The sequence below is a fragment of the Kitasatospora sp. NPDC048722 genome (assembly GCF_040650235.1).
Taxonomy (GTDB): domain Bacteria; phylum Actinomycetota; class Actinomycetes; order Streptomycetales; family Streptomycetaceae; genus Kitasatospora.
In genome coordinates this window covers 15445-41164 of sequence record NZ_JBEZGX010000024.1, presented here as the reverse complement: position 1 = coordinate 41164, position 25720 = coordinate 15445, and the positions used below count along the sequence as shown (strand labels likewise).

Annotated in this window: 20 protein-coding genes; 4 read left to right on the top strand and 16 right to left on the bottom strand. The window is 73.5% G+C overall.

Annotated features, from left to right (window positions below):
• Positions 1–3: 3 nt before the first annotated feature.
• Positions 4–846, bottom strand: coding sequence for an ABC transporter permease (locus AB0C76_RS19235; RefSeq protein WP_359966400.1), 843 nt, complete (start codon positions 844–846; stop codon positions 4–6).
• Positions 843–1754, bottom strand: coding sequence for an ATP-binding cassette domain-containing protein (locus AB0C76_RS19230; RefSeq protein WP_359966397.1), 912 nt, complete (start codon positions 1752–1754; stop codon positions 843–845). Before AB0C76_RS19230 ends, AB0C76_RS19235 begins: the two co-directional genes overlap by 4 nt.
• A gap of 154 nt (positions 1755–1908) precedes the next feature.
• On the opposite strand from AB0C76_RS19230, the gene AB0C76_RS19225 reads away from it, so the two are divergent.
• Both AB0C76_RS19225 and AB0C76_RS19220 read left to right on the top strand, forming a co-directional pair.
• A complete protein-coding gene (locus AB0C76_RS19225; protein WP_359966394.1) occupies positions 1909–3114 on the top strand; it encodes a histidine kinase in 1206 nt (401 codons plus the stop codon).
• Entirely contained in the window at positions 3111–3767 is a 657-nt protein-coding gene (locus tag AB0C76_RS19220; RefSeq protein WP_359966391.1) for a response regulator transcription factor, read from the top strand. Before AB0C76_RS19225 ends, AB0C76_RS19220 begins: the two co-directional genes overlap by 4 nt.
• A gap of 135 nt (positions 3768–3902) precedes the next feature.
• On the opposite strand, the gene AB0C76_RS19215 is transcribed toward AB0C76_RS19220, so the two are convergent.
• From AB0C76_RS19215 to AB0C76_RS19155, 13 genes are all read right to left on the bottom strand, one after another.
• Positions 3903–4997 carry a hypothetical protein gene (locus AB0C76_RS19215; RefSeq protein ID WP_359966388.1) on the bottom strand — a complete coding sequence of 365 codons (1095 nt, stop codon included), beginning with the start codon at positions 4995–4997 and terminating at the stop codon, positions 3903–3905.
• A gap of 304 nt (positions 4998–5301) precedes the next feature.
• Entirely contained in the window at positions 5302–5595 is a 294-nt protein-coding gene (locus AB0C76_RS19210; protein ID WP_359966385.1) for a hypothetical protein, read from the bottom strand.
• A 377-nt stretch (positions 5596–5972) separates the two neighbouring features.
• Positions 5973–7142, bottom strand: coding sequence for an MAB_1171c family putative transporter (locus AB0C76_RS19205; RefSeq protein ID WP_359966382.1), 1170 nt, complete (start codon positions 7140–7142; stop codon positions 5973–5975).
• Between the two features lies 1 nt (position 7143).
• A complete protein-coding gene (locus tag AB0C76_RS19200; RefSeq protein WP_359966379.1) occupies positions 7144–7683 on the bottom strand; it encodes a hypothetical protein in 540 nt (179 codons plus the stop codon).
• A gap of 85 nt (positions 7684–7768) precedes the next feature.
• Entirely contained in the window at positions 7769–8341 is a 573-nt protein-coding gene (locus AB0C76_RS19195) for a hypothetical protein (RefSeq protein WP_359966376.1), read from the bottom strand.
• Positions 8342–8405: 64 nt separating this feature from the next.
• Positions 8406–9017: a hypothetical protein gene (locus AB0C76_RS19190; protein ID WP_359966374.1), complete on the bottom strand. Its 612-nt coding sequence runs from the start codon at positions 9015–9017 to the stop codon at positions 8406–8408.
• 177 nt (positions 9018–9194) lie between these two features.
• Positions 9195–10214: a BadF/BadG/BcrA/BcrD ATPase family protein gene (locus tag AB0C76_RS19185; RefSeq protein ID WP_359966371.1), complete on the bottom strand. Its 1020-nt coding sequence runs from the start codon at positions 10212–10214 to the stop codon at positions 9195–9197.
• Between the two features lie 219 nt (positions 10215–10433).
• Positions 10434–11747 (bottom strand): 6-phospho-beta-glucosidase, encoded by a 1314-nt coding sequence (locus AB0C76_RS19180; protein WP_359966368.1) that lies wholly within the window; start codon positions 11745–11747, stop codon positions 10434–10436.
• A complete protein-coding gene (locus AB0C76_RS19175) occupies positions 11747–12646 on the bottom strand; it encodes a carbohydrate ABC transporter permease (protein WP_359966365.1) in 900 nt (299 codons plus the stop codon). The genes AB0C76_RS19180 and AB0C76_RS19175 overlap by 1 nt, the downstream gene beginning before the upstream one ends.
• 21 nt (positions 12647–12667) lie before the next feature.
• Positions 12668–13666 carry a sugar ABC transporter permease gene (locus AB0C76_RS19170; RefSeq protein WP_359966362.1) on the bottom strand — a complete coding sequence of 333 codons (999 nt, stop codon included), beginning with the start codon at positions 13664–13666 and terminating at the stop codon, positions 12668–12670.
• 46 nt (positions 13667–13712) lie between these two features.
• Positions 13713–15068 (bottom strand): ABC transporter substrate-binding protein, encoded by a 1356-nt coding sequence (locus AB0C76_RS19165; protein ID WP_359966359.1) that lies wholly within the window; start codon positions 15066–15068, stop codon positions 13713–13715.
• 151 nt (positions 15069–15219) lie between these two features.
• Positions 15220–16407, bottom strand: coding sequence for an ROK family transcriptional regulator (locus tag AB0C76_RS19160; protein WP_359966356.1), 1188 nt, complete (start codon positions 16405–16407; stop codon positions 15220–15222).
• Positions 16408–16689: 282 nt separating this feature from the next.
• Entirely contained in the window at positions 16690–17868 is a 1179-nt protein-coding gene (locus AB0C76_RS19155; protein WP_359966353.1) for a mechanosensitive ion channel family protein, read from the bottom strand.
• Positions 17869–18325: 457 nt separating this feature from the next.
• Here AB0C76_RS19155 and AB0C76_RS19150 point away from each other — a divergent pair, with 457 nt between their 5' ends.
• Positions 18326–18970, top strand: coding sequence for an HNH endonuclease (locus AB0C76_RS19150; RefSeq protein WP_359966350.1), 645 nt, complete (start codon positions 18326–18328; stop codon positions 18968–18970).
• A gap of 125 nt (positions 18971–19095) precedes the next feature.
• Here the strand turns inward: AB0C76_RS19150 and AB0C76_RS19145 are convergent, their stop codons facing one another.
• On the bottom strand, positions 19096–23094 hold the full coding sequence (locus AB0C76_RS19145) for a beta-N-acetylglucosaminidase domain-containing protein (protein WP_359966347.1): 3999 nt from the start codon (positions 23092–23094) through the stop codon (positions 19096–19098).
• A 279-nt stretch (positions 23095–23373) separates the two neighbouring features.
• On the opposite strand from AB0C76_RS19145, the gene malQ reads away from it, so the two are divergent.
• Positions 23374–25497 carry a 4-alpha-glucanotransferase gene (gene malQ / locus AB0C76_RS19140; protein ID WP_359966345.1) on the top strand — a complete coding sequence of 708 codons (2124 nt, stop codon included), beginning with the start codon at positions 23374–23376 and terminating at the stop codon, positions 25495–25497.
• Positions 25498–25720: the final 223 nt, after the last annotated feature.

Sequence of the window (25720 nt, the reverse complement as noted above, 5' to 3'; positions counted from 1 at the left end):
CCCTCACACGTCCCGCCGCCGTACCAGGACGACCGTCACCGCCACCGCGGCCACGCCCCACACCCCCATCGTGATCCACGAGTCCAGCACGCTCGGCGCGTACTTGCCCATCGTGGTCGTCGAGTCGGGGTTGATGGAGAGCCGCTGCACGGTGGCCAGCGGCAGGTGGGTGCCGATCTCCTTGAGCCACCGGTAGCGGTCCCCGCCGAACATCATCGGCAGGATGAACAGCAGCATCACCAGCGAGACGATCGACGCGGTCGCGTGCCGCAGCGCCGCCCCCAGCGCCATCCCGATCAGCGCGCAGACCGGCACGATCGCCGCGTAGCCGAGGACGGCCCGCAGGCAGCCGTCGTCGGCGATGGAGAGCCCGACGTGCCGGGAGGCCAGCATCGCGTTGGTGGCGAAGAAGGAGACCGCCGACACCACCACCCCGGCGAGAGCGGTGATCCCGCCGATCAGCAGCACCTTGGCGCCGATCACCCCGCGCCTGTCGGGCACGGCGGCGAACGTGGTGCGGATCAGGCCGGTGGTGTACTCGCCGAAGACGGTGATCGCCCCGAGGCTGCCCGCCGCGACGGCCGTCAGCGCGCTCGAAATGCTGCCGAGCCCGTGGTACAGCGGGTCGTACCGGTACGCCGGCATGCCGGGCATCCGCGCGGGCGGGTGGTCGATGTACGTCAGGTCGGTGTGGACGGCGTTGACGTTGACCACGATGGCCACCAGCGCGGCGAGCGCGAGCACCCAGTAGGTGGACCGCAGCGAGCGGAGCTTGATCCACTCGGCGGCGAGCAGGTCGGTGAAGCGGGGCAGCGGCGCCCCGGGGTGAACGGTCACGGCACTCATCGGGCATCTCCGGCCAGGTACTCGACACTGTCGGCGGTCAGGGACATGAACGCCGACTCCAGGGAGGACGTACGGGGGGCGAGCTCGTGCAGCACCACGCCGTGCCGCAGCGCCAGTTCGCCGATCCGGGCGGCGGGCAGGCCGGTCACCAGGCCGGTCTCCGGCCCGTCGCGCCGCACCTCGGCACCCGCGTCCGTCAACACCGTCACCAGCGAGGCGAGTTCGGGCGTCCGCACGGCCACGCCCGCGGCCGCGTGCCGGGCCGAGAAGTCCGCGAGGCTCTCGTCCGCGATCAGCCGGCCCCGGCCGATCACGATCAGCCGATCGGCGGTGTGCTCCATCTCGGCCATCATGTGGCTGGAGACGAAGACCGTCCGCCCCTCCTCGGCGAGCCGCCGGAACAGCCCGCGCACCCACAGCACGCCCTCCGGGTCCAGCCCGTTCAGCGGCTCGTCGAAGAGCAGCACCGGCGGATCGCCCAGCAGCGCGCCGGCGATGCCCAGCCGCTGCTTCATGCCCAGCGAGTACCCGCCGATCCGGCGCCCGGCGGCCTTGCCGAGCCCGACCTCCGCCAGCACCTCGTCCACCCGCCCGAGCGGGATCCGGTTGCTGCGGGCCAGCGCCGCGAGGTGCGCCCGGGCGCTGCGCCCGCCGTGCACGTCCTGCGCGTCCAGCAGGGCGCCGACGTGCCGCAGGCCGCGCGGGCGTCCGGCGAACGGCACGCCGTCGACGGTGACGGTGCCGCTGGTGGGCGTGTTGAGCCCCAGGACCATCCGCAGGGTGGTGGACTTGCCGGCGCCGTTGGGGCCGAGGAAGCCGGTGACGGTGCCCGGCCGGACGGTGAAGGACAGGTCGTCGACGGCGAGCTTGTCGCCGTACCGCTTGTTGAGTCGCTCGATCTCGATCACGGGGACAACGGTGCCGGTCGGGTCCGTGCACGGGCATCGGGCGACGGGACACACCGCGTGGCCCCCGGGACGCACCGCGCGACCGAGGCAGTGGCCCCGGGGATTAGGCCCGCGGGCCACTGTGCGCCGCACGGATGGTCGATACGATCGGGCGATGATCATCGAAGCCCGCCCGCCGCTGCTCCGGCGCCTGCCCCCGGGCGTGTGGGTGGCGGCGTTCTGGGCGACCGTCGTCGTCTTCCGGTTCTTCACCCGCGCCGACGAACTGCGCCACCTCCTCACCTACCACGGCAACCCCGAGGACATGCCGCTCGTCGTCACGGCGGTCGTCACCACGTCCGTCGCCGCGCTGCTGGTGCGACTGCCGCTCGCCGCCATCGCGGTGGCGCTCGCGGGCGGCCTCTTCTCGCTCGGCATGTGGACGGTCCCCGAGACGGCCGTCCTCCAGTTCCTGATCGCCGACGCCGTCGTCGGCTACTGCGCCGCCACCCGCTCCCGGCCCGTCTCCCTCTGCGCCGCCGGGATGCCGGTCGCCATGCTCCTCGGACTGTTCCTCTGGGGAGCCCTCAACGGCTACCCCGTCAACCCGATGGCCTACGGCGGCATCGCCGCGACCGTCGCCATCAGCTGGCTCGTCGGCAACACGATCCACCAGAGCCGCAGCCACACCGAAGCCCTGCGCGGGCGCGCCACCGAACAGGCCGTCACCGCCGAACGGCTGCGCATCGCCCGCGAGTTGCACGACATGGTCGCCCACAGCATCGGCATCATCGCGATCCAGGCCGGCATGGGCCGTCGCGTCATGGACACCCAGCCCGCCGAGACCCGCAACGCGCTCGACGCCATCGAGGCCACCAGCCGCGAGACCCTCGCCGGACTGCGCCGGATGCTCGGCGCGCTGCGGCAGGGCGAGGGCGAGTCCGCGCCGCTCGAAGTCGCGCCCGGAATGGCCGAGTTGGACCGGCTCGTGACGAACACCGCGGCCGCCGGCGTCCGGGTCGAGCTCACCCGCACCGGCGAGCCGCGCCGGCTGCCCGCCGACGTCGACCTCGCCGCCTTCCGGATCGTCCAGGAGGCGGTGACCAACGTGGTCAAGCACTCCGGGACGAAGGACTGCCACGTCACCGTCGACCACCGCCCGGACGGGGTCGAGATCACCGTCGTCGACCTGGGCGCCGGCGCAAGCGCGGGCTCCGGCTCCGGCCCGGGTCACGGTTCCGGGTACGGCATCGCCGGCATGCGCGAGCGGGTCGGCCTGCTGAACGGCGAGTTCAGCGCGGGCCCGCGCCCCGAAGGCGGCTTCCGCGTCGCCGCCCGACTGCCGCTCCCCGCAGAGTTCCCCCTGGAGGTGGGACCGTGATCCGAGTCGTCCTGGTCGACGACCAGCCGCTCATCCGCACCGGCCTGCGCGTGCTCATCGCCGACACCCCCGACCTGCAGGTCGTCGGCGAGGCCGGCGACGGTGCCGCGGCCGTCGACCTGGTCGCCCGGCTGCGCCCGGACGTCGCCGTCATGGACATCCGCATGCCCGGCGTCGACGGCATCGAGGCCACCCGCCGCATCGCCGCCGACTCCGGCGTGGACACCCACGTGCTCGTCCTCACCACCTTCGACGACGACGACTACGTGTACGGCGCGCTGCGCGCCGGCGCGAGCGGGTTCCTCGTCAAGGACCTCGCCCTGGAGACCATCCTCGACGGCATCCGCGTCGTCGCCGCCGGGGACGCCCTCATCGCGCCGAGCGTCACCCGCCGCCTGATCGGCGAGTTCGCCGCCCGCCCGCAGTCCGCGCCGACCTCGCGCCGGCCCGTCGCTTCGGTCGTCACCGAGCGCGAACGCGAGGTGCTCACGCTGGTCGGACGGGGGCTGTCGAACGCCGAGATCGCCGCGGAACTCGTCATCAGCGTGGCCACGGCGAAGGCGCACGTCGCCCGGCTCTTCACCAAGCTCGACGCCCGTGACCGGGTCCACCTGGTCATCCAGGCCTACGAGTTCGGCCTCGTCGCACCGTAGCGCCCGGCGGCTTCGCGCGAACGGACCCCGGGCACGGCAAAGCGCCGGGGCGGGCCCGCACTGCCCGCCCCGGCGCCTGTTCTCCGGCGGCCTTCAGATGGTTCTCACGTGGTGCTCAGAGGGTGCTCGGACGGTTCAGGGAACGACCGGGTGCGAGATCTCGCAGCCGCCCGCGCCGCCGTTGTAGTCGTTCGCCCAGGTGCCCTGCATCGCGAACGAGCCGGTCGCGAACGTCACGTTCTGCGCGCCGCCCACGCCGCCGGTGCCCTTCCAGGCGCACTTGTCGGCGTTCTCGGCACCGGACGAGTCGGTCCAGCCGCCCGCCGGGTTCTGGTCGGTGACGGTCTCGGAGTACTCGTGGCCGTACACCATCGTCACGCCGTCCAGCAGGCCCGCGCTGCCGGTGTTGACGTAGTTCTGGCCGCACGAGGTGCCCATGTCGGTGACGTACGGGTCGTTGGTGAACGCGATGTCGCCGTACGGGGAGGCGGCCGCGCCACCGCTCAGGGTGGAGTCGCCGTTCCAGTCGTGCCAGGCGCAGAAGTTGCCGGAGCTGGTGTTGAAGCCGTCCGGGTGGGTGCCGGTGGGGGAGAGCACCACGTACTGGACGTTGCGGTTGGCCGCGGCGGTGGTGTTGCCGAAGTGCCCGGCGGCCTTGATCGCCTCGTTGGCGATCTGGTTGCCGGTGGCCTGGCCCGGGGCGGCGGCCGACGGGTCGACCCAGACGCCTGCCAGCGCGCCGCCGGTCGGGTAGCCGACGTGGGCGGCGGTGGACGGGCAGGAGGTCGCGCCCTTGGTGATGCCCTGGCAGTACTGCGTCATGACGCCGGACCAGGTCTCGTTGTTCGTGCCCAGGCCCTTGAACAGCTGCTGCGCGCGGACGGCGATGCCGCTCGGGTCACCCGAGAGCGTGGTGTAGCCGTTGGAGTCGGTGCCCTGGGTGCCCCACTGGGAGCCCCAGAAGACCAGGTAGACCTTGGGCGCGCCGGTGGTGACGCCGATGCCGTCGACGCCGCCGCCGAAGTTGAGGTTCGTCGTGCGCTTGCCGGCCGTGGCGGCACCGGCTTCCTTGGTCGGGACGACGCCGTGCCGGTACGGGTGGGTCTGCCCGGCGAACTCGCTGCTCGGCTGGTCCGCCTGCGCGGGTGCGGCGGTGGCGGCGAAGCCCGCGGCGGCCAGCGCCAGCGAGGAGAGGCCGGTCAGGACTCTGGAGGTGGGGGACATGCCCATCGTGAGGGTTCCTCTCTGCCGCCGGCACGGAGGTGTGGGGAGCGCCGACGGTTCATGGGGCCGAAAGGGTGGCCCGAAGCCAAGCAGAGCCGCTGAAAGCGGGTCAACGGGATCGGAAGCAAAGGAAACCCAGCCGTACCGTCGCGAACGTGAAAAGCAGGCAGGTCAGCACATGTCCATGCGCGTAGCGACGCCGTCTATCAACATTCGGAGGGGAGTTCCGCAACAGTATGGAGACCGTCCACACAACACGCCGGTTCCCCGGCCGGGTTGGGCCTCTCCGGCCGGGCCCCGTCGCCTCCGGTCAGCTGTCGGCGGGCGGCTCGACGGTGGGCGCTCGACGGTGGTGTCCTGGCCGGCGACGATCCGCCAGCCGTCGTCCAGCCGCAGGCCGCGGGCGTTCGACCGCGACGTCCGCCGCGCGAACTGCGCGGCAAGCGCGCCCGTCCTTCTCGTTGAAGGCCCGTTCCAGCACCTTCACCACCTCGGTCACGGCCTGCCGCACGTCCTCCGGGACGGACCCCACCGCCAGCACGTCGTTCGTCGTGAACGACCTCTCGCCGCTCGTGCACCGCATCGACGGATCGGACGCGACCATTCGATGAGCTCAAGCGCCCTTGAGGTCAAGTGCCGTCCCGTGCCCTGCCCCACCCGCCGATTCGCCCGGTCCGCACATGCCGGTCACGAATAGTCGGCCGCGCTGACCTCCCCCGCGCCACCCCGGCCACCCGGCCACCCCCATGACAGCCCTGCACGAGAAGTCGGCCGGCCCGAATTCCTCTGCGTCTCCATGTCGACCGGTCAACCCTGCCTTCCATGCGGCTCCTGGGCAGCAGCGAGGTGTTTCGGCCGCAGCCTTTCGCTACGGGCATGCCGCCGTCGGCCACAGGGCAGGTGCGGACGGTGCCACGGCTCCGCCTTCCGGCTGTGTCGCCTTCGTCTGCCCCGCCCGAAAAGTGGCGTACGTGGTCGGCCTCAGGCGGGTAGGCGGCGGTAGGCGGTGGCCACCTTCAGGAGCCAGGTGATCTCCTCCTGCGGGGTGGCGCCGCCGGGGTGGTCGGGTTCGGGGGGCATGCCGCTGGCCGGGGGGTGGCCGGTGGTGTGGTGGTGGAGGGCGGCATGGAGCCAGGCGGCCTCGGCGTGGGCGAGGTCGCCCGGCGCGCCCGCAGCGCCCGCACTGTCCACGCCCGCGCCGGGGGCCGATGACGGCAGGCCGTCCCGCAGGGCCAGTGCCGCGTCGCGGATCTCGAACGCCCGGTGGGCGACGTCCAGTGAGCGGTCGCCGAGGGCGAAGAGGTTGCGGATCCGTCCCGCCGGGGTGCCGAAGACGACCTGCGGCGCTGCCGCGACGAGGTCGGCCCAGAGCGGGTGGAGCCGCCACATGGCGTACTGGTCGCGGACGTAGCGGCTCACCGTCCGCAGGGGCGGCATGGCGAGGCCGAGCACGAGCAGGACGGCCGCCGCGGCCGGCAGGAGCTCGCCGACGGGGTCGTACGGCGGGACGGGTTTCCCGGTGGCGGGGTCGTGCGCGACGACGGTGTGCGCCGCGATGTAGTACACCCGGTACAGGACGTACACCGCCCCGGTCCCGGTGCTCGCCGCCATCAGCCGGACGCCGGTCCGCAGGAGGCCGCGCGGCACGTTGAGCCGGTTCGACCAGAAGAGCCGGGAGGCGAGCAGCGTCGAGGCGAAGAAGAACAGGTAGTAGACGGTGAGGTAGAGCTGCACCGGCCGGTCGGCGTAGTGCGCGTCGATGCCGTCGGGCCCGATCTGCTCGTGCTCGAAGAAGAAGACCGACAGCACCGCCATCACTACGCACGCCGCGGCCGCCGCCGTGTGCCGGACCTTCGTCGAGCGGATGCCCGTCCCGGGCGTCCCGTGGATCGCGACGACGTAGTCGAGCAGGCAGGTCGCCGCCGCGATGCCGAGGAGGTGCTTGATCAGGACGGACACCTCGGGCAGCCCGGTGCCGTCCTCCAGGAGGCGGGCGACGGGGGCGGGCCGGGTGGTGAGCGCGAGAGCCATCATGGCCGTGGTGCCCCAGAGGGCGCGGGTGGCGGGGGAGCGGAAGGCCCGGGGGGCGCGCCAGGCGACGGCGGTCCACAGGAGGGCGGGGACGAGGATCTCGAAGACGGAGCGCAGCATCTCAGCCTCGCCCTCCCGTGGACCGCCGCCCGCGCCTGAGGGGTTCGACCGGGCTGAGCATGCTGTCGACGAGCCGTTGGGAGGATTCCGTGCGCGCGCGGTCGGTGCCGGCGAGGTCGGCGAGCAGCAGGGCTATCATCTCCGCCTCCTGTTCTTCGACGGTGGTGTAGCTCGTGCGCGCCAGGCCGAGGGCCCGGGCGACGAATTCGGGAGTGAGGTCCGGCAACAGGTCGGTGAGGTGGCGCAGTTCGAGGACGCCGGTGTGCTCGCAGGCGACGTGCCCGAGCTCGTGGAGCTTGATGAGGTCCTGGTGGGCGGGGGTGGTGTGCCGTTCGTAGAAGACGACGTCGATGCTGGGGAGGGCGATCCACAGTCCGCAGGGGGCGTCCCGGCCGAGGGCGGGCAGGGGTTCCATGGCGATCGGTCGGCCCCGGTGGCGTTCGAGCGAGGCGCGGAAGCCTTCGACGGTGAACGGGACGGGCAGGTCGAGGGTGCCGAGGATGTTCTCGCAGCGCCGGCGGAGGCCGCGGGGAAGTGGCATGAGGGGAGAACGTTCCTTCAGTCGGCGGCGAGCGGCGAGCGGGCGCACAAGCAGACGGACGGGCGCACAAGCAGGCGCAGGGGCCTCAGTTCCTGTTCGAGGGCCCGGGGCCGTCCGCTCCCGACGCCCCTTCCTCCAGGGTCCTGAGCCGTTCGGCGAGCACGAGCAGCATGTTCAGGCTGTTGTCGGACAGTCCAGAGGCTCGCTTGACCAGGCTGACCACCCCGGAGTTGCCGAGGGCCTGCCGGAGGTCCCCGAACTTGTCGAGGCGGGCCAGCTGTTCGTCGACGTCGGCGGTCCTGCGGTCGTCCAGGAAGTAGGCCGCGCCCTGCCGGATGCCGAAGCCGCGGCCGAGCCAGTCGAGGGTGTCGACGGTCGGGTTGGGGCTCCGGCCCTTCTGTGTGACGCCGTGGTGGAGGTTGCGGATGGTGTCCTTGGAGATGACGTCGCGTCCGGCCAGGGTGTTGATGCGGTCGGCGAGTTCGCGGTAGGTGGGGGCGCGTCCGTCGGCCCGGGCGGCGTCGCGGGAGATCAGGTGGTCGATCTTGTCGGCGATGGCGCGGGCGCGGCACAGCGGGTGCTCGGGCACGGCGGGGCGGTCCGCGGCGGGGCGGTCCGCGACGGGGAGGTCAGCGCCGTCCGGCTCGTGTTCGTGCACGTCACCCGCCCCTCCGATCGATCCGGGGCACCAACCTATCGTGGGGGCCGGGCCCGCTGAATCCCTACGGGCGGCCGAGTTCCGTGATCCGCATGATGCGCCCGTGCGAGTCGAGGACGACGTCGTACGTGTTGCCGTAGCAGCCGTAGGGGGCGGCGGGAGGGCGGGTGGCGAGGCAGTCGTCGAGGTGGGTGAGGAGTTCGGGCAGCGGCACCGGTTTGGCGGGGTCGCCGTGCTGGCGGTCGACGAGGGCGGCGTCGACACCGGCGGCGGCGAAGGAGTAGCGCACCGGTGCGCCGACGGGCTCGAAGCGGTTCGGCGAGCAGAGGTACCGGGTGGCGCGGGCGGTGAGCCCGGGACCGTCCATGGTGCCCGCGGTGTCCGCAGCCCCGGCCGGGTCCGCGGCGACGACGCGCAGCACGGTGTGCCCGGGGTGCTCGCCGGCCGGCGAGCACGCGGCCGGGGCTGCGGACGGCAGCGAAGGGGCCGCCTCGACGGCGTCGTCGGGAGCGTCGCCGGGGTCGCCGGAGTCGTCGTCCTGGCCGCCGGCCTCGCTGGAGGCGCTCACGGCCGTGGGGTTCTCGTCGACGGGGGTGCAGGACGTGAGGCCGGCGACGGTGAGGGCCACGGCGGTGCCGGAGAGGAGGGCGGTGAGCAGGATGCGGGGCGTGGCCATGGCACCAGTCTCCCCGGCAACGTGGCGGACGTGTACATCCGGTCGTGGACGCGGACGTCCGGTTACACGTGCGCCGGCCGGGGCGCGGTTCCCGTCCCCGTCGGATGTGCGGACCCGACGGGGACGGGAAGTTCAGGGGGACGGTCGGTCCGGGAAGCCGGGAAGCCCAGGACACGCTCAGGCTGCGACCGGCCGCCCGGCCTCGTACGCCTCCCGCACCCGTGCCTGCGCCCGCGCGTCGCCGCCCAGGTGGTCGAGCCCGAGCAGGGCCGCCCCGAGCACCGGCGGCGCGACGACGACCCGCGGCTCGGCCAGCGGTGCGGCCCGCGCGAGCCGCGCCGTGACGTTGTCGAGAAGCAGCGGCTGCCGGGAGGCGAGCACGCCCCCGCCGAGCACGACCGGGGCGGGCGCGTCGAGCAGGTGCAGCCGGGTGAGCGCGACGACGGCGAGTCGGACGATCTCGTCGGCCTGCCGGTCGACGAGCTCCAGCGCGGTCGGGTCCCCCGCGTCCGCGACGGCGAACAGCACCCGGACGATCTCGTGCAGCCGCGCCGCCGGCAGGTGCCCGAGGTGGACGGCCTCGGCGACGGCACCGGCGCTGGGCAGCCCGTAGTGCTCGGCGATGGCCCGGGCGAGGGCGGTGGGCCCGCCGCGCCCGTCCTCGGCGCGCACGGCGTGCCACATGCTGTGGCCGGCGAGGCTGGCACCGCCGCCCCAGTCGCCGGTGAGCTCGCCGAGGGCGGGGAAGCGCGCGGTGCGGCCGTCCGGGAGGAGGCCGACGCAGTTGATGCCGGCGCCGCAGACGACGGCGACGCCGCGCGGGCCGTCGGTGCCGGCGCGCAGCAGGCCGAAGGTGTCGTTGACGACGGTGTTGCTGACGCCCCAGGGGTGGGATTCCAGCGCGGCGCGCAGCGCCTCCTCCTCGACGGGGAGGTCGGCGTTGGCGAGGCACGCGCTGACGTGGGTGGTCAGCCGGCCGGACCAGGACGGGTGCCCGGCGGCGCGCGCGGCCTCCTCGACCAGCGGGGCGAGGCCGGCGACGGCGGCCGCGCCGCCGATCTTCTGGGGTGCGAAGCCGCCGCCGCGGGCGGTGCCGCGGACGGTGCCGTCCGCGCCGATCAGGGCGACGTCGGTCTTGGAGTTGCCGGCGTCGATGGCGAGCACGCCGGGCAGGAGTGGTTCGGGCTGGTGGGTCATCAGGTCCCCGCGACTCGTACGTGGCCCGGCCGAGGGTGCCCGGCCGGGTGGCCCGGCCGGTGGTTCCCCGGCCGGGGGTGGGCGGTCCGCTCGCGGAGCCCGGCCCGCGACACCCTCATATCGCGGGCCGGGCCGTCCACGGCGACGCCGGGGCGCGGACGTCGGGCCGTCACGACGGGCCCGGACGTCAGGCGTCCCGAACGCCCGGCGTCCCGGACGTCAGGCCCAGGCGAGGTGCTCGCGGTTGTGGGCGAGCAGCCGGTCCGTCAGCCGGTCGGCGAGGTCGAACTGGCCGACCAGCGGGTGGGCGAGCAGCGCGTCGTACACCCGGTCGCGCCCGCCGCGCAGGGCGGCGTCGAGGGCGAGGTGCTCGTACGAGGTGACGGCCGCGACGAGCCCGGCGTAGAGCGGCTCGACGGGCCGCTGCGGGAGCGGGCGGACGCCGGCCGCGTCGACCTCGGCCGGCACCTCGATGACGGCGTCGTCGGGCAGGAAGGGCAGCACGCCGTCGTTGCGGGTGTTGACGACCTGGACGGAGGTGCCGCCGTCGGTGCCGAGCAGGGCGGCGATGAGCTGGACGGCGGCCTCGGAGTAGAACGCCCCGCCGCGCTCGCCCAGCAGTTCGGGCTTGGTGTCGAGGGCCGGGTCGGCGTACATCTCCAGCAGCTGCCGCTCGATCTCGGCGACCTGCGCGGCCCGCGAGCCCTGCGCCTTGAGTTCCTCGACGACCTCGTCGTGCTGGTAGTAGTACCGCAGGTAGTAGGACGGGACGACGCCGAGCCGCTGCACGACGGCCTGCGGCAGGTGGAGGTCGTCGGCGATCTCCTTGCCGAAGTCGCGGAGCAGCTCGGGCAGCACCTCCCGCCCGCCCGCCGCGCCGGGGGCGTCGAGCAGGGTGACGCCGCGCTCCCAGGTGAGGTGGTTGAGGCCGACGTGGTCGAGCCGGACGAGCTCCGGTGCCACCCCGAGGTGCGCGGCGAACTTCCGCTGGAAGCCGATCGCCACGTTGCACAGGCCGACGGCCTTGTGACCGGCCTCCTGCAGGGCCCGGGTGACGATGCCGACCGGGTTGGTGAAGTCGACGATCCAGGCGTCCGGGTTGGCCCGGCGGACGGTGTCGGCGATGTCCAGCACGACGGGGACGGTGCGCAGCGCCTTGGCGAGCCCGCCCGCGCCGGTGGTCTCCTGGCCGACGCAGCCGCACTCCAGCGGCCACGTCTCGTCCTGGTTGCGGGCGGCCTGTCCGCCGACGCGCAGCTGGAGCAGGACGGCGTCGGCGTCGGCGACGCCGTCCGCGACGTCCGTCGACACGGACACGACCGCCGGGTGGCCCTGCTTGGCGAAGATGCGCCGCGCCAGTCCGCCGATCAGCTCCAGCCGTTCGGCGGCCGGGTCGATCAGGACGAGTTCGCCGATCGGCAGGGTGTCCCGCAGCCGCGCGAAGCCGTCGATCAGCTCCGGGGTGTACGTCGAACCGCCGCCGACGATCGCCAGCTTGAGTGCGGACTTGAGTGCGGACCCGGTTGCGGACATCAGCCCTTGACCCCTGTCAGTGTCACGCCTTCGATGAAGGCCTTCTGTGCGAAGAAGAAGAGGAGGATCACCGGTGCCATCACGAGGAGGGTGGCGGCCATGGTGAGGTTCCAGTTGGTGTGGTGCGCGCCCTTGAAGGACTCCAGGCCGTAGGAGAGGGTCCAGGCGGCGTGGTTCTCGCTGGCGTAGATCTGCGGGCCGAAGTAGTCGTTCCAGCAGTAGAAGAACTGGAACAGGGCGACGGCGGCGATGGCCGGCTTGGCCATCGGCAGCACGACGCGCAGCAGGGTGCGCAGGTCGCCGCAGCCGTCGATCCGGGCCGCCTCGATGTACTCCTTGGGGATGGTGGTGAGGAACTGGCGCAGCAGGAAGATGGAGAAGGCGTCGCCGAAGGCCATCGGGATGATCAGCGGCCACAGGGTGCCGGTGAGGTGCACCTGCTTCGCCCAGAACAGGTACATCGGGATGATGGTGACCTGTGGCGGCAGCATCATCATCGAGATCACCGCCATGAGTGCCAGTTTCCGGCCGCGGAAGCGGAACTTGGCGAGCGCGTAGGCGACCGGGAGGCTGGAGACGACGGTCAGCAGCGTGCCGGCGCCGGCGTAGACCAGGGTGTTGCGCCACCAGGTGAGGAACCCGGGCGCCTCCCACACCTCGGTGTAGTTGCCCCACTGCCAGGAGGTGGGCCAGTAGTTCGTCGTGAGCGCCTGGCTGTCCGTCATGACGGAGGTCAGGAAGGCGAAGACGAACGGGAGGATGAAGAACAGCGCGGCGGCGATGCCCAGCGCGTGGACGGCCACCCAGTTGAGCGCGGCGCGCCGCCGGGCGGCCGCGGAGGCGGCCGAACGTCCAGAAGGCGACGAAGCCTCGGCGAGTACGGGGGTGCTGAGAGTCATGAACGGGTCCTCACTGATCCGCTAGTCCTCGCTCGCCATGAAGCCGGACCGGCGGCGCAGCAGGAGGGAGGTGACGGCCATCGCGATGGCGAACAGGACCAGGGCGACGACGCAGGCGGAGCCGGTGTCGAAGCGCTGGAAGCCGAGGTTGTACACCATCTGCGGCAGGGTCCACGTGGAGCCCTGCGGGAAGCCGGGCTCGAACTGCTGCCCGGAGTTGCCCGCGATGCCGCTGGCGACCCGCCCGGCGACGATCGCCTGGGTGTAGTACTGCATGGTCTGGATCACGCCGGTGACCACGGCGAACGTGATGATCGGCGAGATGTTCGGCAGCGTGACGTAGCGGAAGCGCTGGAGCGGCCCCGCGCCGTCGAGTTCGGCCGCCTCGTACTGCTCCTTGGGCACGTCCAGCAGGGCGGCCATGAAGATGACCATCAGGTCGCCGATGCCCCACATGGCGAGCATGGTGAGCGCGGGCTTGGACCAGTTCGGGTCGGCGAACCAGCCGGGCTGCGGGAGCCCGAGCTCGCCGAGGAAGTGGTTGACCGGGCCGGTGCCGGGGTTGAGCAGGAACGCGAAGGAGACGGTCGCGGCCACCGGCGGGGCCAGGTAGGGCAGGTAGAAGGCGGTGCGGAAGAAGCCGACGCCGCTCTTGATCTTCGTGATGAGCAGCCCGATGCCGAGCCCGAACACCACGCGGAGGGACACCATGACGACGACGAGCCAGAGGGTGTTGCGCAGGCCCTGCCAGAAGAAGGGGTAGTGGTTGAAGACGTAGTCCCAGTTCTTCAGCCCGTTGAAGGTGGGGGCCGAGAACCCGTCGTACTTCATGAAGGAGAAGTAGACGGTGGAGATCAGCGGGTACAGGAAGAAGACGCCGAAGCCGATCAGCCAGGGGGAGAGGAACGCGAGGGTGCGGGCCGCCTCCCGGCGGCGCTTCCGGCGCAGCAGGTGCTGCGTGGAGTGCGCCGCCGGGTCGGTGGGTCCGGTGCCCTCGCGGGTGCCGAACGCGAGTGCCATGGGGTGCTCCGAGTGCCGTGTTCTTCGGACTGCCGTGCCGGGCCGGTTACTTCGCCTGGGCGATGGCGGCGTCGATCTCCTTGGCGGTGGCGGCGAGGCCGGCCGCGAGGTCGGGCTGCTTGCCGGACTCGTACGCGTAGCCGAGGTTCTGCAGCGACACGATGTAGGCACCGCCGTTGGCGCTGGCCGGGGTGGTGCCGGAGTTCGGGTTCTTCGCGATGTCCAGGAAGGTCTTGAAGTTCGGGTCGCCGTTGAGCTTGGGCGAGTTGAGCGCGTCGAAGGTGCTCGGCACGTTGTGGATCGCGTTGGCGAAGCCGACGACCGCGTCCGTGTCGGTGGTCAGGTACTTGACGAGCTCCCAGGCGGCGGCCTGCTTCTTGCTGCTGCGGGCGATGCCGATGACGGTGCCGGTCTGGTAGCCGCGGCCGTAGGTGGCGGCCTGGTCGTCCGGCACCGGGAACGGGGCGGTGGCCCAGTCGAAGTCGGGCTTGCTCTCGGCGAGCGAGTTGGTGCGCCACTCGCCGTCGATGGCCATGGCGACCTGGCCGGTGTGGAAGGGGTTCTTCTCGCTGAACTCCTCGCCGAAGGTGGAGCGGTACTTCTCCAGCTTGTCGAAGCCGCCGAGCTTGTCGATGAGGCCCTTCTGCCACGTGAGCATCGCGGCGACCTTCGGGTCGGAGGCGACGGCCGACTTGCCGTCCGCGCCGAAGTAGGTCGGCCCGTACTGGCCGAGGAAGTGCTCGGTGGTGGACTCGTAGCCGTGGTAGTTCGGCATGAAGCCCAGCTGCTTGTAGCCGTCGCCGTCGGCGACGGTGAGCTTGGCCGCGGCGTCGGCGAACTCGCTGAAGGTCTTCGGCGGGGCGGTGATGCCGGCGGCGGCGAAGGCCTTCTTGTTGTAGTAGAGGCCGTAGGCGTCGCCGAGCAGCGGCAGGGTGCACTGGTTGCCCTGGAACTGCGTGTAGTTGAGCATCGCCGACGGGAAGGTCTTGGCGGCGTCGATGCCGCTCTTCCGCAGCAGCGGGTTGAGGTCGATGAAGGCCTTGGTCGAACAGAACATGCCGACGTTGTTGGTGGTGAAGGAGGAGACCACGTCCGGTGCGTCGTCGCCACCGGCCCGCAGGGCCTGGTTGACCTTGTCGTCCGCGATGTTGCCCACGGCCTTGACGTGGATGTTCGGGTGGGCCTTCTCGAAGGCGGCGATGTTGTCGTTGATCGCCTTCACCTCGTTGTCCTGGCTCCAGCCGTGCCAGAACGTGATGGTGACGTCCTTGCCGCTCGCCGAGTCGTCGCTGCCGCCGGCGTCGTTGCTGCCGGTGCAGGCGGTGGCGAGCAGGGCGAGGACGGCGCCGCCGGTGACGGCGGCGATCGTGCGGCGGCCTCTGCGGGAGGTGGTGGGGTGCACTTCGAGGTCCTCCTGGGGGTGCGCGGGCAGGCGTCATTGCCTCGTCGCCCGCGGTCGGGGGTTGGGGAGAGGTGGGTGCAGGGGTGGATCGCAGGGGAGTCGACGGGTGGGGTCGGCGGGGCAGGGGGGGGCAGGGGACGTCAGCGGGGTGTCAGTGGGTGGAGAAGACCGCCTCGCGGGCGGCCGCCAGGGCGCGCTGGAGCGCGCCGAGCAGGACGGGTGAACCGGACAGCGCGCTGCTCCGCACCTCCGGGCGGGCGATCGAGAGGCGGGCGAGTTCCTCCTGGACGAGCGAGCGCAGCCGTTCGCCGCCCGCGCTCGGCACGCCGCCGGAGAGGACCACCAGCTCGGGGTCGACGACGGCGACGATCACGGCCAGCCCGACGGCGATCCGGCCGGCCAGCTCGCGGAGGAACTCCTCGCCGGCGCCCGGGGTCGCCAGGGCCTTGGCGATGGTCTCCTCGGCGGTGGGCGCGCCGAGCCCGTGCTCACGGGCCAGCGCCCGGACGGCGGCCGCGCCGACCAGGTCCTGGAACCCGCCGAAGTTGCGGCGGCGCACGTCCCGCACGACCGGTGAGCCGGGCACCGGCATGTAGCCGACCTCCCCGGCGCCGCCGGTGAAGCCGCGGTGCAGCCGCCCGGCGATCACGATCGCGGCGCCGATCCCCGCACCGGCCCACAGCAGGACGAAGTCCTCGGAGCCCCGTGCCGCGCCCGAGGCCTGCTCGGCGACGGCGGCGAGGTTGACGTCGTTCTCGATCGACACGGGCGCGCCGATCTCCCCGGTCAGCTCCTCGACGAGCGTCGGCGAGTGCCAGCCGGCCAGGTGGGAGGCGTAGCGCAGCTTGCCGGTGACGGGGTCGGGCGCGCCGCTGACGCCGATCACGACGGTGTGCAGCGTGCCTTCGATTCCGGCAGCCCGGACCGTGTCGGCGACCGCCGCGGCGACCCGGGGGACGGTCCCGGCGGCCGGGACGCCCTTCAGCGGCACGACGTGCTCGGCGAGCGTGCTGCCGGTGATGTCGGCGACGGCGACCCGGATCCCGGTGGCCGTGACGTCCACCCCGGCGACGTACCCGGCGGCGGGATTCACCTGGTACAGCTGCGCGTTGGGCCCGGGCCCGCCCGCCGTGGTGCCGACCGGCAGGACCAGCCCCGCCGCCTCCAGGCGTGCCAGCAGCTGGGAGGCGGTGGGCTTGGAGAGACCGGTGAGCGTGCCGATCTGGGTGCGGGAGAGCGGCCCGTTCTCCAGCAGCAGTTCGAGGGCGGCGCGGTCGTTGATGGCGCGCAGCAGGCTGGGGGTGCCGGCGAGGGGGGCCTTGGCGGTGGTCTTGGTCACGCGCAGAATCCTCCTCTTCCGGCAGGTCGGGGGAGTACCCGGGGGAACTCCCCGGGGTGTCCGGGGAGCGCCCGGAGGGTGTCCCGGGTCGATGGCGCGAACTGTTAGGAAACTTTCCAGTCGCTTGGGAAGGACCGTACGGTCAGCGTCGGCGGAGTGTCAATGGCCCGCCCGGCGGTGGATGCCGAAGCGTTACCGGGCAGCACGAAGCCCCGCCCCCACGTCGGTGGGAGCGGGGCTTTCGTCCGCGCGTGCGGGCTTTCCCGGCCGCTGCGAAGGGCGTTACGGCTTGGCGAGGTCGTCCATCGGCGGCTTCGGCGACGGTATCGGCTCGGTCGCCTTGTAGCGCGCCGAGGACGGGTCGGCCAGCGACGACGGCGGCGACGGGTCCGGGGCCGCGGCGATCGCGACGCCGGTGGCCGCCGCCTCCTCCTTGACCTTGATGCCGGCGTGGTCGAAGGCCGCCTTCAGCCGCTGGCGCATCGCCCGCGCCACCGTCGCCGCCTTGCCCGGCGCCGTCCTGGCCTCGACCCGCACCACCACCGAGTCCGCCGCGACCGACTCCACGCCCAGCACCGACACCGGCTCCCAGATCAGCTCGTCGTACGGAGCCTCCTTGGACATCGCCTCGGCCGTCTCCTGGATCAGGTCCTCGGCCCGGAGGAGGTCCTCCTTGTACCCGACCTGGACGTCCACGGTGGCCGTGGACCAGCCCTGGCTCATGTTGGCGATCCGCTTCACCTCGCCGTTGCGGATGTACCAGATCTCGCCGTTCGCGCCGCGCAGCTTGGTCACCCGCAGGCCGACCTCCAGCACCGTGCCGGCGGCCACCCCGGTGTCGATCTCGTCGCCGACGCCGTACTGGTCCTCCATGATCATGAAGACGCCGGAGAGGAAGTCCGTGACCAGGTTGCGGGCGCCGAAACCGATCGCCACACCGGCGACACCGGCGCTCGCCAGCAGCGGGGCCAGGTTCACCCCCAGCGCGGAGAGCACCATGAGCGCCGCCGTGCCGAGGATGCTGAAGGACGCGACGCTGCGCAGCACCGAGCCGATCGCCTCCGAGCGCTGCTGGCGCCGCTCCGGGTTGACGACCCCGGTGTTGGCGAGCAGTCCGCCGATGCGGCCGTGCTCCTCGGCGCTCTCGTGGGCGCGCGCCATCCTGGTTATCAGCTGCGTGATGAGCTTGCGCACCACCGCGCGCAGCACCAGCGCCAGGACGATGATGAAGACGATCCGCACCCCGGAGGCGAGCCAGGACTGCCAGTGGGTGTCGAACCAGCTGGCCGCCTGCTTGGTGGTGTCCGAGACCTCCTGCGCGCTCGTCGGGATCCGCAGGTCGAGCTGCGGCACCTGCGGCGCGGTCGGGCCGGGGGACGGCGTCGTCGGCTGGGAGGACGCGTCGGCGAGGCCGAGGGCGCCGGAGCGGAACACGTGCGGGACCTTCCTTGCAGGGGGCATCACCCGGTCCCGTGCCGCAGCGAGCCCGACCCGCGGACCGTCGCCCCAGCCTAGCGGGCACCGAACGCCCGACCGGACCCGCCGAACGGCGTGCGGGCCGCCCCGGACGCCCCGTCAACGCCCCGGTGCGCTCCCGCGCGCACCCGTCCGAGCACCACCTCCGCACCGCTCCGGCACCCCCCGGAGGCGGTCCCACCACTGCTCCGACCGGCGGAGCAGTCCTCCCGGGGGGAAGCGGAGGGTCTCCTACCGGGGGCCGGGGTGCAACCCGACCTTCCGCCGGGCATATCGGGTATGACGGAAACCACACCCGGAGATCACGTCAGGTCCGTTACACAGGAGTGGTGGCGCCGTACGAAGGCGTAAGGCGACACTGGGGGAGATCACCCACCCGTTGGGTGATCCAACCGCTCGTCCCGGCGCGAGCCACGCGCCGCAGGCGTCCAAGGAGGCATCCGTGCCGCATGTCCTGGTCCTCAACGCGTCCTACGAGCCACTCGGCGTCGTATCGATGCGCCGCGCACTCATCCTGGTCCTCAACCACAAGGCGGTCAGCCTGGAGGACACCGGAGTCACTCTGCACAGCGCCACCAGCGCCCTTCCGGCGCCGTCCGTCGTCCGCCTGACCCGCTTCGTCCGGGTCCCGTTCTGCGGGCCCGTCCCGCTCACCCGCCGGGCGCTGTTCGCCCGCGACCACGGCCGCTGCGTCTACTGCGGGGCCGCCGCCACCAGCGTCGACCACGTCATCCCGCGCAGCCGGGGCGGCCAGCACCGGTGGGACAACGTCGTGGCGGCCTGCCGCCGCTGCAACCACACCAAGGCCGACCGCCACCTCACCGAACTCGGCTGGCGCATGAAGCGCCCGCCCGCGCCGCCCTCCGGCCTCGCCTGGCGGATCATCGGCACCGGCATCAGGGACCCCCGCTGGCGGCCCTACCTGGAGCCGTACGGCGGCGGCGACCAACTACGCGCCCCGCAGTGGGGCGAGTACGAGCACCACGACCATACCGAGCCCAACCACTCGGTCCCGATCGGCCGGGCGCACGGCGCCCACGCCGCCCCCGTCCGCCGCGGCGAGCAGCCGGAACCGCTCTCCGCCTGAACCAGAGCTCCACAAGGGCCTGCCCCGTCACATCTCGGTACGCCTCATGGGCCGCCGCGCACCCCACCGGGGAGCACGGCGGCCCGCCGTGTGCACGGCCGCCGCGCGGGCGACCACTGCACGGGCTACTGCTTGGGCGGAGTCCCGGCGGCCGGCGGCTGCTGGCCCGCGGCCGGCTGGGCCGGCTGCTGCTGCGCGGGCGTGGTGCCGGGGGTGCCCGGGGTCCCCGGCTGTGCCGGGGGAGCCACCGGCGGCTGCGGCTGCGCGGGCGGCGTCACGGCGTACAGCTCGATCCCCCACAGCGAGTAGCCGTACTTGGTGGCCCGGGTCACGCCCTGCACCCGCAGGAACTTGGCGTTCGCGGCGTCGAAGCGCACCGTCTCGTCGCCGCCCTTGCCGTTGTCCACGCTCGCCGCGGTCGTCCAGGTGACCCCGTCCGCCGAGGTCTGGATCTTGTACGACGCGGCGTACGCGGCCTGCCAGTGCAGCACCGCCGCACCGAGCCGGACGGCCTGCGGCAGCTCCAGCTGCACCCAGGCGTTGTCCTGCGCGGGCGAGGACCAGCGGGTCTTCGGGTCGCCGTCGGCGACGTTCGAGGCCGGGAAGTTCGACGTCTCGTCGCCCGAGGAGGTGGCCTTCGCGCCGACCGCGAGGTCCGCCCCGCCGGTCGGCGGCACCACGTGCACCTGGAGCACCTGCTTGACGACGGTCGAGCCGGCCACGTACTGCACCGGCACCTGGTACGTCCCGGACGGCGTCCCGGCCGCGGCGCTGACCAGCAGCGGAACCCCGACCTTCCCGCCGCGCGGCACCGTCACCCCGGCCGCCGGCGCCACCGTCAGGCCCTTCGCCGCCGCCGGCACGTCGGCCTGCAGGCTGCCGGCGGTGCCCTCGGGGCGGCCGGCCGTGACCGTCGCCTGGGTCTGGACGGGCGCGGCCGCGCCGGTCACGACGTCCAGGGACGGGTCGCCCAGGGTGAGCCGGGCCGCCGGGGTGTCCGCGTACCAGGGGATCACCTGGTTGACGACCGGCGGGTCGCCGCCCGGTTTCCAGGTCAGGCGGAACGCGTCGGCGGGCTGGCCGCCGGCCGGCAGCTCGTTGTAGCCCGGGTTGATCGTCCCTATGTCGAACCAGGTGCCGTCCGGGCGCCGCAGCGACACGGTCGCGGTGGCCTTCACGCTCGGGTCGGTCAGCACGGTGAGCCGGTCCACCGGCCGGGCCGCGCCCAGCTCGACGGTCAGCGGCTCGTCCTGCGCGGTCGGCGCACTGGCCGCCCGGTAGGCGGTGTCCGGGTTGCCGTCCAGCACCGCGGCCGCCGAGGAACCGGGCAGCGCGGCCGGGCCGCCGGAGACGCTCGCCGGGGCCTCGTCCGGCGCCGTCACGGTGAACTCGCGCACCGCCACCGCGGTCTTCTGAGCGGCGGTGGCGCGCAGCCGAACCGCCCGCACCACCGTGCCGGCGGGCACCTGGGCGCTGACCGTCTTCTGGTTCTTCACCACGGCCAGCTGCTTCCAGCCGCCCTCGCCGGTCGAGTACTCCAGCACGCCGTCGCGGATGTAGTCGTCCACCGCGCTCTGGGCGTCCGGCCCGTCGCCCCAGCCGCCCATCAGGACGGTGACGCCGCTGACCGGGCGCCCGGAGCCGAGGTCCACGCCGACCGAGTCGCCCGGCTGCGGGGGAGCGGAGCTCCAGTAGAAGGTGTCGGCCTGGCCGTCGGTCATCAGCGCCGGCAGGTGGTCGTGCGCGGAGCCCATCGTCGTCGTCGGGCTGATGCCGCCGCTGACCACGCCCGCCCAGTTGTCGGCGGCCCGCAGCGCGTGCTCCAGGAACGGGCCGAGCACGCCCGCGCCGATCGTCGCCGGGCTCTGCGCCAGCCGCTCGCGCAGCCGGTTCAGCTCCACCCGGGCCTTCCAGGCGGCGGCGCCGTCACCGCCGTGCTGCGCCAGCAGCATGTCGAGGGCGGCCTGCCCGGCCAGCCCGTAGTCGTGCAGCGGCGCCAGCCACGGCCCGGCCTCGGCGGCCAGAGCGGACGTCGCCTCGGTGCCGGCCAGCGTCTCCTGGGCCGAGGCCATCGCTGCGAACGCGTCCCGCAGCGGGCCCGCGGCCTCTATCAGCTTGGCGAGGTCGGGGGCCGCGCCCGAGGTGGGCTCGGCGGTCGCCCAGAACTTGTCGATCAGCGGGGTCAGGTAGCCCGACTCCTGCTTGGACAGCGGCGAGGACGAGCTGTTGCCGGCCAGCGCGGTGACGGCCGCCAGCGCCGACCCGGCCGGGGTCGCGGAGGCGCCGGTCGGCCCGGCCATCGTGCGCAGCGCGGCCTGCCAGGACTCGTCCGGCTTGTACGCGGCGGGGTTCCAGGCGAAGTCGCCGGCCGTCGACAGGGCTATCCGGGAGGCCACCGGCTGCTGCATCGCCCCGGTCAGCATCACCGCGGAACGGCTCGCCACCTCCGGGTCGCGCCCGGTGTAGGCGCCGAGGTAGAGCCGGTCCGGGTTGGCGTCGTTGACCGGGTAGTTGTCCATGGTGACCAGCGGGTGCCCGTACAGGCCCGCGGTGTCCGAGGCCTGAGCGCCGGTGATCTTCTCCGGGATCACCCCGACCCCGCTCCACGCCACCTGCACCCCGGCCGGCAACGCGTCCGCGAGCGCCTTGCGGTAGGGCGTCGAGCCCGACTGGTGGTACTCGGTCGGAACGATCGACAGCGGCGCCAGGCCCGGGTTCTTCGAGATCAGCCGGTCCTGCACCTTCGCGGCCAGCGCGGCCTGCGCCTTGGCCGCGGCGGCCGGCCCGGTGCCGTACGTCGAACGGTCGTCGGAGCAGTGCCACTCGTCGTAGCTGACGTCCAGGAACTGCAGCTGGAACGCGGAGAAGCCGAGGACGCGCAGCCCGTCCAGCTTCGCCACCAGCGCGTCCACGTCCTTGCCCGAGCTGAAGCAGAACGACTGTCCCGGGTCGACGGCGTACCCGAGCGTCACGTGGTTGGCGGCCGCCCGGCCGGCCAGCTCGCGCAGCTCGGCCGCCTTGTCCGCCGGGTACGCGTCGCGCCAGCGCGACAGCCGGTACGGGTCGTCACCGGGAGCGTAGAGGTAGAAGTTCTGCTTCGAGCGGCCCAGGAACTCCACCTGGTCCAGCCGCTGCTGCGCCGTCCACGGCGTGCCGTAGAACGCCTCCGCGGTGCCGCGCACCGGCGCCCCGGACGGCCAGTCGCGCAGCGTGATCCCCGGCAGGCCGAGCCCCGAGGCGCCTGGCGCCTGGTTCTGCCCCTGCCCGGCCGGCACCGCCGCCAGCAGCTGGCGCAGGCTCTGCGCCGCGTAGAAGGTGCCCGCCGCGTCCGCGCCCGCCAGCACCACCGCGCCGTACGTCCCGCCGCCCTGTGCGGACAGCTGACCGGCCGTCAGTACGTAGCCGCCGATCGGCATCCCGATCAGCGACGGCGCGGCACCGTCCTTCGTCCCGCCCGCGGCGGCCAGGTCGCGCAGCGCCCGGTCCACCGCGCCGCCCGCGCCCTCGGCCGGCCCGCCGACGTACACGACGAGCGAGCCCGCGGCCGGCGGGGCGTCGACGTCGGACACGGTGGTGAAGTCCGTCGCCCCGGCGATCCCGAGCACCTCGTGCACCGTGTCCACCGCGCCGTGGTCCGCCTTCGGCGCCGTCACCAGCGTCACCGCGGCCGGCACCACGACCGGCTTCCCGGCCACCGCCTGCTCCTGCGGCCGCGGGAACACCTGCGGGTTCGTCACGCTCCCCAGCGGCGTCTGCGGCGCGGTGCTCACCACGTCCGGCCCGGGCGCCCCCGCGTACGCCGCCGCCATCGGCACCGGCCCCGCGAGCAGCCCGCCGACCACGGCCGCCGCGGCGACCCCCGCCGCGATCTGCAGCGCCCGCCGCCCCGGCGCGCGGCCCCCGGCCGCCCGCTCGGCCCGGACGGACGCCAGCAGCGGCTCCGTCCCCTTGAGGTCGGCGATCAGCCGGTCCGCCGTCCTCGGCGCCAGCTGACGGCACGTCCGCGCGGTGGCCCGCCGGGCCGCCAGCGCGGCGGGGTGGTACAGGACATCGCGCAGCGCGGAGCTCTGCTCCAACTGCTGCCGCAGCCGCCGCCCGGCCGCTACGGAAACTCGGGCTTGCACAGGAGCCTCCTCGCCAGGCTGGACCACATCGCCGCAACCCCACCAGCTACCCAACCCGGTGTCAACGCCGCCGTCAGGTATGTCCACTTTGCCCAATTGATCACCTCGCCGCCCGTCCCCCGGCCACCCCTCCCACCAGCGGAACCACCCAGGGTCACCAGTCCTCCTGACGGCCGGTCGACCGCTCGCGCTCGTGTCGCACAGCGTCATCGGGCCGTCACGCGGGTAGGACTGTGGTCGTCCTGAACTGGCGTTGCCGAGACATCGCAGGAGCCGCGAGTGGCCGCTTATCTCGACCGTGACGGAGCCGACGGGCTCAAGGTGCCGGCGCAGGACGCTCCGGCCCCGCCACCCGAACTCGTGGCGCTGGCACAGGCGCACGGGGTCGATCCGAAGGACCCGGGGCCCGGCGGGGTGCCGGTCGGCGCGCGGACACTGGTGGCGGTGCTGGGGGCGCTCGGGGTCGAAGCCGGGACGCCGGAGGAGGTGCGGGCGGCGCTGGACCGTCACCGGGCCGAGCAGCAGGCCCGGTTGCTGCCGCCCTGCGTCGTCGTCCGCCAGGGGCGCCGCACCGCGCTCGACGTCCCGGCCGACGCCCGCCTCCACGTCGAGCTGGAGGACGGTGGCGTGTGGGAGCTGCCCCGCGGCCACTCCCACTGGCTCCCGGCCGACCTGCCCCTCGGCCGGCACGTCCTCACCGCCGAGTGCGGCAGCGGCACGGCGCGCGCGGCCCTCGTCGTCGCCCCCGACAAGCTCCCCGAACTGCCCACCCGCAGCTGGGGTTTCCTCGCCCAGCTGTACTCCCTCCTCTCCGAGCGCTCCTGGGGCATGGGCGACCTCGGCGACCTCGCCGACCTCGCCCAGTGGGCCGGCGGCGACCTCGGTGCGGGCTTCGTCCAGATCAACCCGCTCCACGCCGGCCTCCCCGGCGCCCCCTCCGACCCGTCCCCCTACCGCCCTTCGTCCCGTCGCTTCGCCGACCCCGTCCACCTGCGCGTCGAAGCCGTCCCCGAGTACGCCTACCTCGTCGGCGACCAACGCGCCGAGGCCGAGGAACTCGGCCGCCGGGCCGCCCGGCTCCGCGCCGAGGTGCTGGGGCACGACGGCCTGATCGACCGGGACGCCGTCTGGGCGCTCAAGCGCGAGGCGCTGGAACTGCTGCACGAGGTCCCGCGCGGCGCCGGCCGCGACGCCGCGTACCGGGCCTACCTGCGCCGCGAGGGCGAGTGGCTGGAGCGGTACGCGCTGTGGAACGCGATCGCCGAGGAACACGGACCGGACTGGCACACCTGGCCCAAGGGGCTGCGCCACCCGGACGGGTCCGGGACCGAGCGCGCCCGCAAGGAGCTCGCCGACCGGGTCGAGTTCCACCGCTGGCTCGCCTGGCAGGTCGACCAGCAGCTCGCCGCGGCCAGGGCCGCCGCCGACGGTGCCGGCATGCCGGTCGGCCTGATCCACGACCTCGCGGTCGGCGTCCACCCGGACGGCGCCGACGCCTGGGTGCTCCAGGACGTGCTGGCCGGCGGCATCTCGGTCGGCGCCCCGCCGGACGCCTTCAACGCCCACGGCCAGGACTGGGGCCTGCCGCCCTGGCGCCCCGACGCCCTCGCCGCCGCCGGCTACGCCCCGTACGCGGAACTGCTGCGGGCCGCCGCCCGGCACGCCGGCGCGGTGCGGATCGACCACGTGATGGGGCTGTTCCGCCTGTGGTGGGTGCCGCAGGGGCACGCGCCGACGGAGGGTGCGTACGTCCGCTACGACGCCGAGGCCATGCTCGGCGTGCTCGCGCTGGAGGCGCACCGCGCCGGGACGGCGGTGATCGGCGAGGACCTCGGTACGGTCGAGCCGGGCGTCCGCGAGGAACTGGCGGAGCGCGGGATCCTCGGGACGTCCGTGCTGTGGTTCGAACGGGACTGGGCGGCCGGCGGGGAGATCCTGCCACCGGACCGCTGGCGCCGCGGTTGCCTGGCCACCCTCACCACCCACGACCTGCCCAGCACGGCGGCCCGGCTCTCCGGCGAACACGTCGAGCTGCGCCACCGGCTCGGGCTGCTGGCCCGGCCGCTGGGGGACGAGCAGGCGCAGGCGGCGGAGGAGCTGGCCGAGTGGCGGGCGGCGCTGACGCGGCTGGGGCTGCTGGCGCCTGGGGAGCCGCTGTCGATGCCGGTGCTGTACCGCTTCCTGGGCGCCACCGGGGCCGGGCTGGTGGGCGTGTGGCTGCCGGACCTGGTCGGCGACCCGCGCCCGCAGAACCTCCCCGGCACGTGGGACCAGTACCCGAACTGGCGCCTCCCGATCGCCGACGGCACCGGCCACCCGGTGACCCTGGAAGCCCTCTCCACCACCCCCGCCGCGTCCTTCCTGTCCCACCTCCTGGCCCGCAGCCCGCACCACCACCCCTGAGCCGACCCCCGTCCCCGGAGCCCCGGAAGTCCCGTCAGGCCCACCCCGACGCGCGCGGCTCCGTGGGCCTGGCCTGTCCCTGTCCCTCACCCCTGCCCGGAGGGCATCCCGCACACCCCTCGTCCCATCAGGCCCACCCCGACGCGCGCGGCTCCGTGGGCCTGGCCTGTCCCTGTCCCTCACCCCTGCCCGGAGGGCATCCCGCACACCCCTCGTCCCATCA